General features: G+C 39.3%; 12 protein-coding genes, 2 rRNA genes and 1 riboswitch. Of the genes, 4 read left to right on the forward strand and 10 right to left on the reverse strand.

Annotated elements, in window-relative coordinates; translation table 11 throughout:
• Positions 1-10: 10 nt before the first annotated feature.
• From CACET_RS17110 to ribD, 8 genes are all read right to left on the reverse strand, one after another.
• Positions 11-2,947, reverse strand: a 23S ribosomal RNA gene (locus tag CACET_RS17110).
• 129 nt (positions 2,948-3,076) lie between these two features.
• Positions 3,077-4,604, reverse strand: a 16S ribosomal RNA gene (locus CACET_RS17115).
• Together the 16S and 23S rRNA genes form the textbook arrangement of a ribosomal RNA operon.
• Before the next feature lie 623 nt (positions 4,605-5,227).
• Positions 5,228-5,572 carry a hypothetical protein gene (locus CACET_RS17120; RefSeq protein ID WP_044824365.1) on the reverse strand — a complete coding sequence of 115 codons (345 nt, stop codon included), beginning with the start codon at positions 5,570-5,572 and terminating at the stop codon, positions 5,228-5,230.
• Positions 5,573-5,575: 3 nt separating this feature from the next.
• On the reverse strand, positions 5,576-6,889 hold the full coding sequence (locus CACET_RS17125; RefSeq protein WP_082058159.1) for a DUF1576 domain-containing protein: 1,314 nt from the start codon (positions 6,887-6,889) through the stop codon (positions 5,576-5,578).
• Between the two features lie 327 nt (positions 6,890-7,216).
• Positions 7,217-7,681 carry a 6,7-dimethyl-8-ribityllumazine synthase gene (gene ribH, locus CACET_RS17130; RefSeq protein ID WP_044824366.1) on the reverse strand — a complete coding sequence of 155 codons (465 nt, stop codon included), beginning with the start codon at positions 7,679-7,681 and terminating at the stop codon, positions 7,217-7,219.
• A gap of 3 nt (positions 7,682-7,684) precedes the next feature.
• Entirely contained in the window at positions 7,685-8,899 is a 1,215-nt protein-coding gene (locus CACET_RS17135; protein ID WP_044824367.1) for a bifunctional 3,4-dihydroxy-2-butanone-4-phosphate synthase/GTP cyclohydrolase II, read from the reverse strand.
• Between the two features lie 15 nt (positions 8,900-8,914).
• Positions 8,915-9,568 (reverse strand): riboflavin synthase, encoded by a 654-nt coding sequence (gene ribE, locus CACET_RS17140; protein ID WP_044824368.1) that lies wholly within the window; start codon positions 9,566-9,568, stop codon positions 8,915-8,917.
• 5 nt (positions 9,569-9,573) lie between these two features.
• On the reverse strand, positions 9,574-10,671 hold the full coding sequence (gene ribD, locus CACET_RS17145) for a bifunctional diaminohydroxyphosphoribosylaminopyrimidine deaminase/5-amino-6-(5-phosphoribosylamino)uracil reductase RibD (RefSeq protein WP_044824369.1): 1,098 nt from the start codon (positions 10,669-10,671) through the stop codon (positions 9,574-9,576).
• A gap of 299 nt (positions 10,672-10,970) precedes the next feature.
• Positions 10,971-11,097: riboswitch (FMN riboswitch) on the reverse strand.
• A gap of 143 nt (positions 11,098-11,240) precedes the next feature.
• Between ribD and ytaF the strand changes: the two genes are divergently transcribed.
• From ytaF to CACET_RS17160, 3 genes are all read left to right on the forward strand, one after another.
• Positions 11,241-11,879, forward strand: a complete 639-nt coding sequence (gene ytaF, locus CACET_RS17150; RefSeq protein ID WP_044824370.1) for a sporulation membrane protein YtaF — start codon at positions 11,241-11,243, stop codon at positions 11,877-11,879.
• 253 nt (positions 11,880-12,132) lie between these two features.
• A complete protein-coding gene (locus CACET_RS17155; RefSeq protein ID WP_044824371.1) occupies positions 12,133-12,498 on the forward strand; it encodes a DUF1622 domain-containing protein in 366 nt (121 codons plus the stop codon).
• Between the two features lie 65 nt (positions 12,499-12,563).
• The gene (locus tag CACET_RS17160; RefSeq protein WP_044824372.1) at positions 12,564-13,844 is read left to right on the forward strand and encodes a putative manganese transporter; all 1,281 of its coding nucleotides are present in this window, start codon (positions 12,564-12,566) and stop codon (positions 13,842-13,844) included.
• 131 nt (positions 13,845-13,975) lie between these two features.
• Here CACET_RS17160 and CACET_RS17165 read toward each other — a convergent pair whose 3' ends face one another.
• A complete protein-coding gene (locus CACET_RS17165) occupies positions 13,976-14,719 on the reverse strand; it encodes a TIGR03943 family putative permease subunit (RefSeq protein WP_044824373.1) in 744 nt (247 codons plus the stop codon).
• Between the two features lie 214 nt (positions 14,720-14,933).
• Here CACET_RS17165 and CACET_RS17170 point away from each other — a divergent pair, with 214 nt between their 5' ends.
• Complete coding sequence (locus CACET_RS17170) at positions 14,934-15,530, forward strand: flavodoxin family protein (protein ID WP_044824374.1); 597 nt, start codon at positions 14,934-14,936, stop codon at positions 15,528-15,530.
• A 58-nt stretch (positions 15,531-15,588) separates the two neighbouring features.
• Here CACET_RS17170 and CACET_RS17175 read toward each other — a convergent pair whose 3' ends face one another.
• Positions 15,589-16,134, reverse strand: coding sequence for a peroxiredoxin (locus CACET_RS17175; protein WP_044824375.1), 546 nt, complete (start codon positions 16,132-16,134; stop codon positions 15,589-15,591).
• Positions 16,135-16,291: the final 157 nt, after the last annotated feature.

Here is a 16,291-nt window from a genome sequence, read left to right on the forward strand (position 1 = left end):
TGAGTTGTTTTTGGTCAAGTCCTCGACCTATTAGTATCGGTCAGCTTAATACATTACTGCACTTACACCTCCGACCTATCTACCAGATAGTCTTTCTGGGGTCTTACTCACTTGCGTGATGGGAAATCTTATCTTGAGGGGGGCTTCGTGCTTAGATGCCTTCAGCACTTATCCCTTCCGTACATAGCTACCCAGCGGTGCCTTTGGCAAGACAACTGGTACACCAGCGGTACGTCCATCCCGGTCCTCTCGTACTAAGGACAGCTCCTCTCAAATTTCCTACGCCTGCGACGGATAGGGACCGAACTGTCTCACGACGTTCTGAACCCAGCTCGCGTACCACTTTAATGGGCGAACAGCCCAACCCTTGGGACCTACTTCAGCCCCAGGATGTGATGAGCCGACATCGAGGTGCCAAACCTCCCCGTCGATGTGGACTCTTGGGGGAGATAAGCCTGTTATCCCCGGGGTAGCTTTTATCCGTTGAGCGATGGCCCTTCCACTCGGTACCACCGGATCACTAAGTCCGACTTTCGTCCTTGCTCGACTTGTTGGTCTCGCAATCAAGCTCCCTTATGCCTTTGCACTCTTTGCACGATTTCCGACCGTGCTGAGGGAACCTTTGAGCGCCTCCGTTACTTTTTAGGAGGCGACCGCCCCAGTCAAACTGCCCGCCTGACAGTGTCCCAAAACCAGATCATGGTTCATGGTTAGAACTTCAGTACTACAAGAGTGGTATCCCAACATCGACTCCTCCAAGACTGGCGTCCTAGGTTCTCAGTCTCCCACCTATCCTGTACATCTAGTACCAAAATCCAATGTCAAGCTGCAGTAAAGCTCCACGGGGTCTTTCCGTCCTGTCGCAGGTAACCAGCATCTTCACTGGTATTACAATTTCACCGGGTCCATTGTTGAGACAGCGCCCAAATCGTTACGCCTTTCGTGCGGGTCGGAACTTACCCGACAAGGAATTTCGCTACCTTAGGACCGTTATAGTTACGGCCGCCGTTTACTGGGGCTTAAGTTCTGTGCTTCGGTTACCCTAACACTTCCCCTTAACCTTCCAGCACCGGGCAGGCGTCAGCCCCTATACGTCGTCTTTCGACTTTGCAGAGACCTATGTTTTTGCTAAACAGTCGCTTGGGCCTGTTCTCTGCGACCGAAGTGTGCTTACAGCGTATAGCCTTCACACCCTTCGGCACCCCTTCTCCCGAAGTTACGGGGTCATTTTGCCGAGTTCCTTAACAATGGTTCTCCCGCTCGTCTTAGGATTCTCTCCTCACCTACCTGTGTCGGTTTGCGGTACGGGCACCTAGTTTCTCAATAGAGGCTTTTCTCGACAGTGTGGAATCAGTTGCTTCGCTACTTGTTTTTCGCTCCCCATCACCTCTCAGGATTATGCTAAAACGGATTTGCCTGTCTTAGCTCCCTACTGGCTTAGACCCACTCAACCAACGGTGGGCTCAACCTATCCTTCTGTGTCACCCCATCTCTCAAACGATTCTAGGTGGTACAGGAATCTCAACCTGTTGTCCATCGCCTACGCATTTCTGCCTCGGCTTAGGTCCCGACTAACCCTGAGCGGACGAACCTTCCTCAGGAAACCTTAGGTTTTCGACGGGTAGGATTCTCACCTACCTCTCGTTACTCATGCCAACATTCTCTCTTCTATGCAGTCCACTACTCCTTACGGTATAGCTTCAACCCACATAGAATGCTCGCCTACCGAATATTTCTATTCCCATAGCTTCGGTGATACGTTTGAGCCCCGGACATTTTCGGCGCAGAATCACTCGACCAGTGAGCTATTACGCACTCTTTAAATGAGTGGCTGCTTCTAAGCCAACATCCTGGTTGTCTGTGCAACTCCACATCCTTTCCCACTTAACGTATACTTTGGGACCTTAGCTGATGATCTGGGTTCTTTCCCTCTTGACCACGGATCTTATCACTCGTAGTCTGACTCCTGAAAATAAGTTAACGGCATTCGGAGTTTGATAGGTTTTGGTAACCGGTGAAGGCCCCTAGACCATTCAGTGCTCTACCTCCGTCACTCTCATTTCAAGGCTAGCCCTAAAGCTATTTCGGCGAGAACCAGCTATCTCCGAGCTCGATTGGAATTTCTCCGCTACCCACAGGTCATCCAATGACTTTTCAACGTCAACTGGTTCGGACCTCCACGAAATTTTACTTCCGCTTCATCCTGCCCATGGGTAGATCGCACGGTTTCGGGTCTATAGCATGTAACTAATCGCCCTATTAAGACTCGGTTTCCCTTCGGCTCCGTACCTGAAGTACTTAACCTTGCTACATACCATAACTCGTTGGCCCGTTCTACAAAAAGTACGCGGTCACGCATATATAGCGCTTCCACAGCTTGTAGGCAAAAGGTTTCAGGTTCTTTTTCACTCCCCTTCCGGGGTTCTTTTCACCTTTCCCTCACGGTACTATACGCTATCGGTCACTAGGTAGTATTTAGCCTTGGGGGGTGGTCCCCCCTGCTTCCCACAGGGTTTCACGTGTCCCGTGGTACTCTGGATCATTCTCAAAGTTCTTCAGTGTTTCGCTTACGGGACTTTTACCCTCTACGGTGGAGTTTTCCAACTCTCTTCAACTACACTTACCAATCTTCTTAATGAAAATGTCCGCAACCCCAAAAACTTAAGTTCTTGGTTTGGGCTCTTCCCCTTTCGCTCGCCGCTACTGAGGGAATCGATTTTTCTTTCTCTTCCTCGGGGTACTTAGATGTTTCAGTTCCCCCGGTCTACCTTCTATTACCTATGAATTCAGTAATAGATACTTGGACATTACCCCAAGTGGGTTTCCCCATTCGGACATCTACGGATCAATGCTTGCTTGCAGCTTCCCGTAGCTTTTCGCAGCTTACCACGTCCTTCTTCGGCTCCTAGTGCCAAGGCATCCACCCTTTGCCCTTAATAACTTGACCTTTGATGAATTACTTTAGCTTTGTTTCTTTTCTCATATCATTGTTTAGTTTTCAAAGAACAATTTGAAAAGACCTTATTAAAAGAGGTCCCTCAAAATTAAACAGTATAGTATTGCCATTTCTCCTTAGAAAGGAGGTGATCCAGCCGCACCTTCCGATACGGCTACCTTGTTACGACTTCACCCCAGTCATCGGCTTCACCTTCGACAGCTCTCCCCTTACGGTTGAGCAGCTGGCTTCGGGCGCTTCCGACTCCCGTGGTGTGACGGGCGGTGTGTACAAGACCCGGGAACGCATTCACCGCGACATTCTGATTCGCGATTACTAGCAACTCCGACTTCATGTGGGCGAGTTTCAGCCCACAATCCGAACTGAGACCGACTTTATGAGATTCGCTCCAGATTACTCCTTCGCTGCCCTTTGTATCGGCCATTGTAGCACGTGTGTAGCCCTGAACATAAGGGGCATGATGATTTGACGTCATCCCCACCTTCCTCCGAGTTATCCCCGGCAGTCTCTCTAGAGTGCCCATCCGAAATGCTGGCAACTAAAGACAAGGGTTGCGCTCGTTGCGGGACTTAACCCAACATCTCACGACACGAGCTGACGACAACCATGCACCACCTGTCACTTCTGTCCCCGAAGGGAAAACTTCTGTTAAAAAGCGGTCAAAAGGATGTCAAGTCCAGGTAAGGTTCTTCGCGTTGCTTCGAATTAAACCACATGCTCCGCTGCTTGTGCGGGTCCCCGTCAATTCCTTTGAGTTTCACACTTGCGTGCGTACTCCCCAGGCGGAGTGCTTAATGCGTTAGCTGCGGCACTGAGGTTTGACCCCCAACACCTAGCACTCATCGTTTACGGCGTGGACTACCAGGGTATCTAATCCTGTTCGCTCCCCACGCTTTCGTGCCTCAGCGTCAGTTACAGTCCAGAGAGTCGCCTTCGCCACTGGTGTTCCTCCTAATATCTACGCATTTCACCGCTACACTAGGAATTCCACTCTCCTCTCCTGCACTCAAGCCAATAAGTTTCTAAGGCTTACTACGGTTGAGCCGTAGCCTTTCACCCTAGACTTTATTGGCCGCCTACGCACCCTTTACGCCCAGTGATTCCGGATAACGCTTGCCCCCTACGTATTACCGCGGCTGCTGGCACGTAGTTAGCCGGGGCTTCCTCCCGAGGTACCGTCATTATCTTCCCTCGAAACAGAGCTTTACGACCCGAAGGCCTTCATCGCTCACGCGGCGTCGCTGCATCAGGGTTTCCCCCATTGTGCAATATCCCCCACTGCTGCCTCCCGTAGGAGTCTGGACCGTGTCTCAGTTCCAGTGTGGCCGGTCACCCTCTCAGGTCGGCTACTGATCGTCGCCTTGGTAGGCCTTTACCCCACCAACTAGCTAATCAGACGCGGGCCCATCTTGTACCAATAAATCTTTGGCTATTCTAAGATGCCTTAGAATAGCTTTATGCGGTATTAGCAATCGTTTCCGACTGTTATCCCCCTGTACAAGGTAGGTTACCCACGCGTTACTCACCCGTCCGCCGCTAACCTCATTATCTTCCACCCGAAGGCTTCTGATAAATCGGTTCGCTCGACTTGCATGTGTTAGGCACGCCGCCAGCGTTCATCCTGAGCCAGGATCAAACTCTTAATAAAAAATATCTGGGTTCTATCATTAATTGATAGATGTATTTTGCTGGCTTAATATCTATACTGTTTAATTTTCAAAGACCTTTTTTTCTGCCACCCTCATTCGGCGACTTAACTACTATATCATACTTCGCTATATTATGTCAACACTTTTTTTAATTTCTTTTTCTTCTGTGTCGAACTTTCTTCTATCCCGTCGCCCCTTCGGTAGCGGCGACTTTTACTACTATATCAGATTTCTTAATACTTGTCAATGGTTTTTAAAAAATCATCTTACTTTATCTTATTTTTTGTGGAACACCGCTTTTTTAATAGCGGAATAATAATATATCATGCAACTACTTCCCTGTCAATATGTCTAAGCAAAGTTTTGAAGGTTTTATTAACGAACTAGATTTGACACTATTAAAGCACTCGTTATTGATGAGTATTGATAAGCAGATCAAAGTCTACTGATAGAACAAAGTCTTTCTTAGGAAGATTTAAAAGATGACTTTGTTGAAACCAATAACAGAAATTATAATTTATCTACAATATTATAAAGTTTATAATTTCCTATTTGATTATAAAAAAGACCCTTTGAAGTATTTCTTCAAGGGTCTTTTTCTGTCAGTCCGTAAAGCTTAGGCTTAGTTTTTTCTATAGACAGTTATCCTTAATTTATTATTATTGTACTTAATATCCCCACCATCAACTAAAGCTCCTAGTAATGTCAATTCATCGTAGTTATCATTCTCTCCCACCAACTCCCAGTAGTAATCTTCTAGCACATCTTGGCGAGGAGCGTTTAATATTTCCTCTAGTTCTTGTAGTTTTTCTTTAGGTGGGTTAGAGCAATCCCCCTGTAGACTTACTTTTATTTGACTTTTTTCTTCATAATCAAAATCTATCTTTAATTTTGTTATATCAATATTAAAGAAAAAACACATCAATTCATCTACAATTTTTATTGCTCTCATCTTGTCATTGGACAAAGACTATTCCTCCTTGTTGCTTTTAAATGACTCTAGCACTGGTACAAGAGCTGCTGCTACGATTCCTCCAGCAAATCCATTATTATATAGATTCATTCCACCGTGCAGGTAACCAACATTCATTACCATTGCCATGTGTAAAAATCCAGCAATAATTCCACTTATCCAACCAAACTGTCCTGCTATAGGTGCTAAAGTAGTTCCAAACAAAGCTGCCAGTAACGCTCCAGTAGCATTTGCATCCCATATGTTAAGTAGAGAAAACAGGTATACCCCTATTAATATAGGCAATATATTTTTAGCATGCTTACCAAAGGCACCAAATCCAACTACAGTAAACACCCCGCCAATAGTCGGACCATTTAGCTCTCCTTTTACCAAAATTACATACAGTGTTGTCATTACTCCTATTATACCCATATTGATAAGCGTTACACCAAATCCGTCAGAAGAAACAAAGTCCGCTACTGCTCTTCCTGATTGTGCAGTTAACTTTTTATATCCCTGAAAAGTTTTGTTGTTAAATAGCAAGCCTACTAATGTCATAGATCCAAATAACACAATCAAGTAAACCCCAAAAACATTATTGTATCCTTGTAGTACAATCAAAGTACTTTCATTCTGAAGGCCAAAGGCTCTAAATATAGCCATAAAGAAAGTACCTATTATACCTGCGGTAAACCCAATATTATAAAGGTTAAAACCTTGATGGAATTTAACAAAGTGAGTGCCTAGTGGAGGCAATACATATCCTGCTATCACTCCAACAACATTAGCAAGCACTACTGCTTTTACTGGAGAAAAGCCAAAACCGAAGGTAGCTTGACTAATCAGTGGTCCTAGAGCAGTACCAAAGAAAGCCATCAAAATAAATTTACTAAACTTTTCTTTTTTCACAACAGCATGTAAATAAACGCCTAGAAATATTGCCCAAATATTGTAGATATTCTTACCAAAAAGGGCGAATCCCCCTATTGTTAGAATCGCTGCAATAACAGGACCATTCATATTAACTTCATTAAATTTAGCAATAGCAATTGCTATAATCATTAGTAGCCCAGCATTAAACAAAGCGGCTCCTATATTGCCGACTGCCATATAATCCGTGACTAGTATACTAGGTGCTACTATGATACTTCTCATGCCCGTAATAATTTCATAAGGGCTGTTAAAAGCAAAAGCCGATAATAAAACTAGAACTGCATAGATGCTCACCACGCCATATTTAACTTTTTCATCAACTACTGCCTTCTGAGCTGCCATCCCCTGACTATTTCCCTCATTTGTCTGAACTTTCAGTTCTACTGATTTGTCCATAATTCTTCCCCCTTCTTTCCGATTATAAACTTCTTTCGCTTGTCTTTTTTTTAACAATTCCTTTCGAAACGTTTTCTGCAATACTTATCGAAATCACCTATATTCTGATAAGTATTCTACCTTTACTACTGTAATATCCACTGTAGTGTCTACTTTAATATTGCTTACAAGTAAAGATTCAGATTAATTAGAATAATTGCATAAAAATGGTTATATATTTGTCAATACTATTATATGTTATTGTTGCAAGAAATTCAACTAAATATAGTCGATTGTTGTAAAATGGTAGAAGAGGTGCTTAAGACAAGCTCAGCACCCCTTTATGCACTAGTCTATAGTTTTAAATAAGTTAACCATTTCAATAGCCGTTACTGCTGCCTCAAATCCTTTATTACCAGCTTTTGTTCCGGCTCTTTCTATGGCCTGTTCTATCGTATCTGTTGTCAGTACACCGAATATAATAGGAACCTCTAGTTCTAACCCCACATGAGCTACTCCTTTAGCTACTTCATTGGCTACAAAGTCAAAGTGAGGTGTCGCTCCCCTAATAACAGCACCAAGGCAAATAACTGCATCATAGTTTTGGGACTTTGCCATTTTCTTTGCGGCTAATGGAATCTCAAAAGCCCCTGGCACCCAGCAAATACTTATATTTTCCTCTTCTCCTCCGTGCCTTCTTATAGCATCTAAAGCACCATCCAATAACTTGCTTCCTATAAATTCATTAAATCTGCCAATAACAATGCCAAATTTCAAATCTTTGCTGGTAAGTTTTCCTTCAAAGGTTTTCATTTTCTATTCTTCCTCCTTGATTTTTAATAAATGTCCTAACTTTTCCTGTTTTGTTTTGAGGTAATAAGCATTTCTTTCATTATGGTTCATTTGGATAGGAACTCTTTCTACAATTTCTAAGTCATAACCAGATAGTCCAACTAGCTTTCTGGGGTTATTGGTCATCAATTTGATTTTCTTAACACCTATATCTTTTAAAATTTGGGCCCCTATGCCATACTCCCTCATGTCCTCTGGAAAACCAAGGGCAAGATTTGCTTCCACTGTATCATACCCTTGATCCTGCAATTCATAGGCCTTTAACTTATTTATTAAGCCAATCCCCCTTCCCTCTTGACGCATGTACAATAGTACACCTTTACCGGCTTCATTAATTTTTGCCATAGCCATTGCAAATTGTTCTCCACAGTCACAACGCAAAGAACTGAAGGCGTCTCCTGTTAAACACTCTGAGTGTACTCTTACTAATATAGGCTCATCTCCTGAAACATCACCTTTTACTAAAGCTATATGATGCTCTTTATTCATACTGTTTTCGTAGCCAATGATTTTGAAGTCTCCATGCTTCGTTGGCATATTTGCTTCAGTAACTCTTTTTATCAGTTCCTCATTTTTTCTTCTATAAGCAACTAAATCAGCAATAGTAATGATTTTCATATTATGCTTTTCTACAAATTCCATAAGTTCTGGAACTCTAGCCATACTACCATCTTCATTCATTATTTCACAAATAACTCCTGATGGTTTTAATCCAGCTAATTTGGCTAGATCCACGGCTGCCTCTGTATGACCAGTCCTAGCTAATACACCACCTTTCTTAGCTGCCAGCGGGAAGATATGCCCTGGTTTTTTGAAATCTTCAGGTTTTGCATCGGAAGCTACGGCTCTTTGGACTGTCATCGCCCTCTCCTGAGCAGAAATTCCTGTTGTAGTTTCTACTGCGTCTATAGAAATCGTAAAGGCGGTTCCATGAGCATCAGTGTTGTTTTGAACCATCTGGGGTAATTGTAAGCTAATTAGTTTTTCTTCCAACATAGGTAAACAAATTAATCCTCTACCATACTTTGCCATGAAATTAATAGTTTCTGATGTAGTAAGCTCAGCTGCTGCCACTAAATCCCCTTCGTTTTCTCTATCTTCATCATCTACTACCACAATCATTTTACCGTTTCTTATATCTTCTAATGCCTCTTCTATCGTATTAAATTGAAATTGCATTTTCTATATCCTCCTTTATCTAATAAATCCATGTTCAGCTAAAAAGTCCAAAGAAATATCCTTTTTTTCTCTTCTACTCTCTCCAAAGGTCATAAGTCTCTCTATATACTTCCCAATCATATCGCACTCAAGGTTTACCGTTTCTCCTATAGCTTTATCAACCAATATGGTTTCATCTCGAGTATGAGGTATAATAGAAACCTTAAAGCAACGATCCTCCACATAAGCTACTGTAAGACTTGTACCATCTATTGCAATGGAACCCTTTAAAATAATATATTTTAACAAATCTTTATCAGTATCAATCGTCACCCATATAGCGTTGCCTTCTCTTTCATAGTGGCTAATTCTCCCTACCCCATCAATATGTCCACTAACAAGGTGGCCGCCTAGCCGATCTCCTATAGCAAGAGCCCTTTCTAAATTCACTGGACTCCCCACTTGCAAGGCCCCTAAATTGCTTCGTCTCATTGTTTCTGCCATAACGTCTACACGAAAACTGATACTGTCAAAGTAATTTACAGTCAAACATACTCCATTGGTAGCTATACTATCTCCTAGTTTTACATCCTGAAGCACTTTTTTTCCTTCTATAACAATACTGGCTCCATCTTCACTTTTATGTAGAGCTCTAATTTTACCAATTTCTTCAACAATACCTGTAAACATCTACTTCATCCCTTTCTAACATAACCTTCGATTAATATATCTTTGCGGAATTTATGAATAGACAAATTCTCCACTGTAAAAGCATCTTTTATTAAGTGCTTTCCCTCACCTTCTACAGAAGTAATCGCATTCTTTCCACCTATAATTTTTGGAGCAATAAAACATAGTACCTTGTCCACAATATCACTTTCAAGTGCAGCATAATTTAAGGTTCCTCCCCCCTCCAAAAGAATACTGTCAACTTTTTTTTCTCCTAACTTTACCATTAAATCTTTAAGGTTAACTTTCCCTTCCTCCTGACCCACTACTAGCACCTCTACCCCTAAATCCTGTAGTTGATGGATCTTTGCTTTGGATGCCTTTTCTGTAGTAGCTACGATTGTTGGATAATCACTTGAAGTTTTTATCACATTTGTATCAATAGGTATTCTTAATGTGCTATCTACAATAATTCTTATAGGGTGACTGACTTCCCTATTAGCAATTCTTGTGTTTAGTTGAGGGTTGTCCTTTAAAACAGTAGAAATTCCTACCATAATTCCAGCTACTCGATCTCTTATATGATGAACATGCTCTCTTGCATCTTCTGATGTAATCCATTTAGAGTCTCCCTGATGACTTGCTATCTTCCCATCTAATGTCATAGCGGTCTTTAATATACAAAAAGGTTGTTGTGTGAGGATATATTTAATAAATATTTCGTTTAATTTGATAGCCTCTTCCTGTAAAATTCCTACAACAACTTCTATGCCATGATTTTTTAGAATTTTTATTCCATTGCCTGCTACCTTAGGATTAGGATCTTCTAATGCAACTACCACTTTTTTAATTTTGCTTTTAATGATAGCTTCAACACAAGGAGGCGTTTTACCATAATGTGAACAAGGCTCTAGATTAACATACATGGTGGCTCCTTCAGCTGAAAAGTTTATTTTCTTTAATGCATCTACTTCTGCATGATCTCCACCATAATAATGATGATAACCTTCTGCTATAACTTCACCATTTTTTGTAATTACTGCGCCTACTAAAGGATTAGGTCTAGTTTTTCCCCAGCCTAGTTTCGCTAAGTTAAGAGCCTGCTGCATATATTGTTGATCCATAACGTCACCTCCATTTTTCTTATAATCTGTAAGAAACTATAATCCTATACAAAGTAAAACAAATACAAATTACAAAAAAGCAAAATGCCCTAAGATGATACTTAGGGCATTTTTCACTATTGTTTTAATTGTAATATTAATATACATAAATCATAGACGTTAACTTAACACAGTTATTACCAAAATTCTCTCCAAACGTCATCCTTCGACTCCGCTTTGCTTCCCTCAAGATGACAAATTATGGTTTAACTTGACGCTAATGATATTAAACGAGAATTGTATATTGATATTACAATTAAAATTACTTTCTCTCATCCAGACTGTACTGTCGGCTCTGGAGTTTCACCAGATCAGCCAAAAAGGCTCGCGGGCTTCGTATAAAACGTTACCGCCGGTCGGGAATTTCACCCTGCCCTGAAAGTATAAACGATATTATTTTTAACGTTATAATATCACATCTTGAAATCCCTTACAAGTCTTAAGAGCATACTTTATCACTAAAATTTTGTCACCACTGATTTCCATTTACATAAAATGATTAAAAGGCTATGTATTTAAGGAGGGATTTGATGATAGAAGGTCTTTTAATTGCAATAGCCATTAGCATGGATAGTTTAAGCGTAGGTATTGCTTATGGTATTAAAAATATTAAAGTCCCTTTACGCTCTTTAATTATACTGGATTGTATATCAGTAATTCTTTTGAGCTTTGGGTTTTTTATGGGAAATCTTTTAACACAGCTAGTACCTGCCTTTGTTACTGAGTTAATAGGAGCAGGAATTTTGGTTATCATTGGTCTTTGGTTCATTACTCAAAGTTGGCTAAATTATAAGTACCCTAAAGAAAAGCTTCCCCAGCCAACTTCTATTGCCGTCATCAGTATTAATTCCTTAGGAATCGCTATTAATATATTACGGGATCCTTCAAAAGCCGACTTAGACATCTCTGGAATAATTGATACAAAGGAAGCGGTTTTATTAGGAATAGCTTTAGCTATCGATTCTTTAGCTATAGGCATTGCAGTTTCTCTTTCCTCTGTTTCTATCATTGTATTTACCTTATTTTTAGTAGCTATAATGAATTTAGTTTTTCTACTGTCAGGTATATTTGTAGGTAAAAACTATATAGCTTCTCGTTTAAAGGAAAAAACATCTTTTATACCAGGTTTTATATTAGTGATCTTAGGCTTAACTCGATTATTATCATAAAGTTTATCAAAATCCCATTATCTTATTAATGGGGTTTTTCTATTTCTATGTCAAATATGGGACATACTATACATGTAATTCTTTATAGATATGTACCTCCAAATTTTAATATATTAAGGGCTACATTTACAGCCCATGCTTTGGTGAAACCGTAGACCGTGTATATTAAAGTTTAACTTTAGAAGCACACATCTATAACTTGAGGTCAAAGTAAACATTTGCTTAAAGTTTATTATAGGAGGCATGGTATATTATGTTCGAGCACTATATTCACGAAATTGTTACTTATGTTATATATACGCTAGAGTTGATAGGGATATTCATCATTACTTATTCAGCTGTAAGAGGATTTATAAAGTACATAGGCGAAAGGTTAAAATTCAACGATACCTGCATCAAAATTGAAATAGCCAAAGGTTTAGCACTGGGTCTTGAATTTAAATTAGGAGGAGAGATCTTAAGAACCATCTTGGTTCGCACCATGGATGAAATCAAAGTGTTAGGAATGATAATAATTTTAAGAGTCGTTTTAACCTTCGTTATTCACTGGGAGATTACCTCCGAAATCCATCAAGAGGAAGAAATTAAAGATTATGTCCGCCAGCAAAGGCGAAAATAATCTTGTTGTTATATTTTCCATAAGGAGGGTATAAAAAGCACAAGTGAAAACAGGAGGTGGTTTTATTGCTTGAAGTAATTTTGGAGCTTATTTTAGATAGTGCTGAAGCTGCTTTTTTAGAAGTAGGTGTTTTTGTAGGTTTTGTCCTATTGTTGTTTGGTTATATCAACTATAAAAAGGCTGGAGATTTTATTGGCTCTATAGAAAGATCTAAAAAGTGGCAGCCTGTATTAGGTGCTTTATTAGGCCTGACACCTGGTTGTGGTGGTGCTATTTTTGTTATGCCGCTATTTTTTAAAGAGGCAGTAACCTTTGGAACAGTTGTGGCTACTTTGGTAGCCACAATGGGAGACTCTGCCTTTGTATTGATTGCTAGTCACCCTACAGCATATATTGTGGTTAGCTTTTTATCTTTTCTCGTTGCAATTATTACTGGTTATATTGTAGATACTACAGATATAGGATCTAATATCTTGTCCAAGTATAAGGCAAGGAAAAAGAGTAAAGAAGAGGTTGACAAATCTCATCAAGATGTGGATCATGCCCTTTTACACTATGAGTGTCAACGTATGTCAGGATGCAAAACTGATTTTATTGAACATATAGGTCACATAGAAGGTGATGAAATCGACTTATTGCTACACCATAAGTTAAAGGGGCATCAAAATCATGATACACTAGGTTATAAATTTACCCATAATAGCTTCTATCTTTACTGGCTTTTACTGTCTGTCGCTCTGCCCTTTAGTATAGCTTTGCTATGGCAAGTGGATATAAATGAATTGTTTATTCCTAATTTAGGACTAGTAATAGGCATCTTAGGAACTATTTTTTCAATTACTATGATGTTGATGAGTAAAAAGTTTTTGGGGGATGATACCCATGAAGAAACAGAACTAAAGATTATGTCCTTAAAAGAAACGATTATTCACAATGCACAGGATACTGCTTTTGTTGTAACCTGGGTGTTTGTTGGATTTTTAGCCTATGAACTTTTAGTACTGGCTATTGGTGGAGGAGATTATGCGGTTGGGGAAAATTTGATTGAAACTACTTTACTAGCCACTGGCATTTTATCAGTTTTTATAGGAGCAGCTATTGGCCTTATTCCAGGCTGTGGTCCTCAAATTATATTTGTGGCATTATTCACTAGAGGTCTAATTCCTTTTGCAGCCCTCTTCGCCAATGCTATTTCTCAAGATGGAGATGCATTGCTGCCTTTAATCGCTATTGATCGCCCCTCTGCCGTTTGGGCCACCATTATTACCACGATTCCAGCACTTATTTTTGGACTTATTCTCTATTGGTTTGAAATCAATACGGCTCTTTGGGCTCTTTTTCATTAAAGACGCTCAACAAACTATAAATATTCAAAAATCAGCAGATTCGCAGATTCAAAGTACAAAAAACAGCAACCATACGTATAAGAATATATGTATGGTTGCTCAATCCTCTTCTTTGTACCTTTTTCATGAAACTAATTATATATGTAAGGATTATCTAGTGCTTCAGTTTCTATTAGTTCCTCTACAATAACTATAGGAAGAGTTAAGTTCTTATCTACTGCTTCATCATAGTAATTAGTAGACTGTAATACCCCTTTTACCTTTACCCAAGTATCCTTTTTAAGTTCCGCTTCCTTATCCCAGTAACAGAGTAAACCTAAGGTTTCTGCATCATCAATGCAACAAGTCACTACCTTCCTAGCCACAATAAATTGATGTTCCCCGTAATGTGCTTTATCATGAATGAAGCCTTCGAATTCAATCTCTCTTCCATGATGTTGATCTAGATAATAAAAAATTTGTGTTAGTGTTTCTATATAGTTTGATGTTTCTATAGAAATCTTTCCTTGTGGGAGAAGATAATTTGTTGTTTGGTTTTCAAAGTTTTGTTGATAGACTTCTCCATAACCAATATCTACATGGTTTTTTTGTGAAAAATCATTGTCTATGCTTTGATTCCCTATGGTAAAAATCAACAAAACAGGAATAACAGCAATACTATAGCCAAGCTTTATTTTGTCTTTCTGAGCAAATACTTTTTTTATCTGAGCTGTTGTTAACATCGCCAATATAAATAAATAAAAAACAACATGCTTTATCATTGTAGAAGGAACATAATGTGCAATTTTATCCGTGCTTAGTAGATAATACATGAAGCAGGTAAAGCCAAATAGTATAAGAAATTCTATTAAACCTTTAATATTTATCTTTTTCATTTTTTAGCCTCTCTTTTATGCATTTATTTTATTTATCTTTCTATATACATATTGTTATAGAAAAAGATATATACTGTATTCTTTCGCAACTTTGCTGCATAATTCCTGCTGACATTAAAAAATTCTATAGATTCATATTTTTTCATGATAAAATAGTATCATACCAAAAAGTATAGTAACTACTTTAAACCACTATAAATTTAGGAGGGATACGATGTTAAAAGTTTTGGCAATTGTAGGTAGTCCTAGAAAAGGGAAAAATAATGATACACTAGTAGAACATATGCTAAAAGGGATTGCAGACTACAAAGAGGTTTCCGCATCTATAGAAAAACTCTATGCAAATAAAATGCAGATAGCATCCTGCACAGCCTGTGAAGGATGCGGAAGAAAAAAAGGATGTGTAATAAAGGATGATATGAATAGCCTTTACACCAAATTTGATGAAGCTGATATTGTTATCATCTCTTCTCCTTTATACTTCTGCAGTGTTAGTTCTCAGCTAAAAGCTATCATTGATCGAAACCAAGCGATATGGTCCAGCAAATACATATTAAATGATTCTTTAATTAACAAAGAAAAGTCTCGTTTAGGCTACTTTATTTGTACCGCTGGTATGCCTGATGAACCCCATCTTTTTGATGCCACCCTACCAGTTATGGAGCTTTTCTTTAAGTCTATTAACACAAGTCATGAAGGAAATCTCTTCGTACCTAATGTAGACCAGCAACCTATTATGGAGGATGAAAAAATGCTACAGGAGGCTTACGCCTTAGGGGCTAAATTAATAGAAAAAGCTGCTACATTATAGTTTATTTAGGCAAAACAAAAGCAAGAGGGGTACTAGCTACGACCTCTTGCTCTTTTATTTATACTTCTAGATGTTCATCCCCTGGCTCCCAATCAATAGGACATAATCCTCCAGATTGTAGGGCTTGTAAAACTCTTAAGGTTTCATCTACGCTTCTTCCAACATTTAGATCATGCACTACTGAATATCTCAAAATCCCTTCAGGATCAATAATAAATAACCCTCTTAAAGCAATACCTTCTTCTTCAATTAGCACCCCATAATCTCTGGCTACTTTTTGTGTCATATCAGATGCCAGTGGAAAAGCTAGTTTTCCTAGTCCACCTTGTTCCTGCACTGTATTAATCCAAGCTTTATGGGAGTGTTCACTGTCTGTGCTTACACCCAAAACTTCAGCATTCAATTTCTTAAAGCCTTCAATTTTTTTGCTAAATCCTGTAATTTCTGTAGGGCAAACAAAGGTGAAGTCTAGAGGATAGAAAAACATCACTAACCACTTACCTGTATATTGATCCAGTGTTACTTTCCCAAACTCTTTTCCTTCTCCATCCACAGTTTTCATTTCAAAATAAGGTGCTTGTACACCTACTAATCTTTCCGCCATTAGAATACCTCCTATACCTAATAAGTTCTTCACTTGAATTTTTATTCTTTTGCTTCTCAATTTATATATTTCCCAAAAAAATGTTTTAAAACACCTAAAGCTTAAATTTGATAATATTTTTTATATGAAATTAAATATCAATAGTCCTTTGTCCATA

Origin of the sequence: Clostridium aceticum (genome assembly GCF_001042715.1) — a bacterium.
In the GTDB taxonomy this organism is placed as follows: Bacteria; Bacillota; Clostridia; order Peptostreptococcales; family Natronincolaceae; genus Andreesenella; species Andreesenella acetica.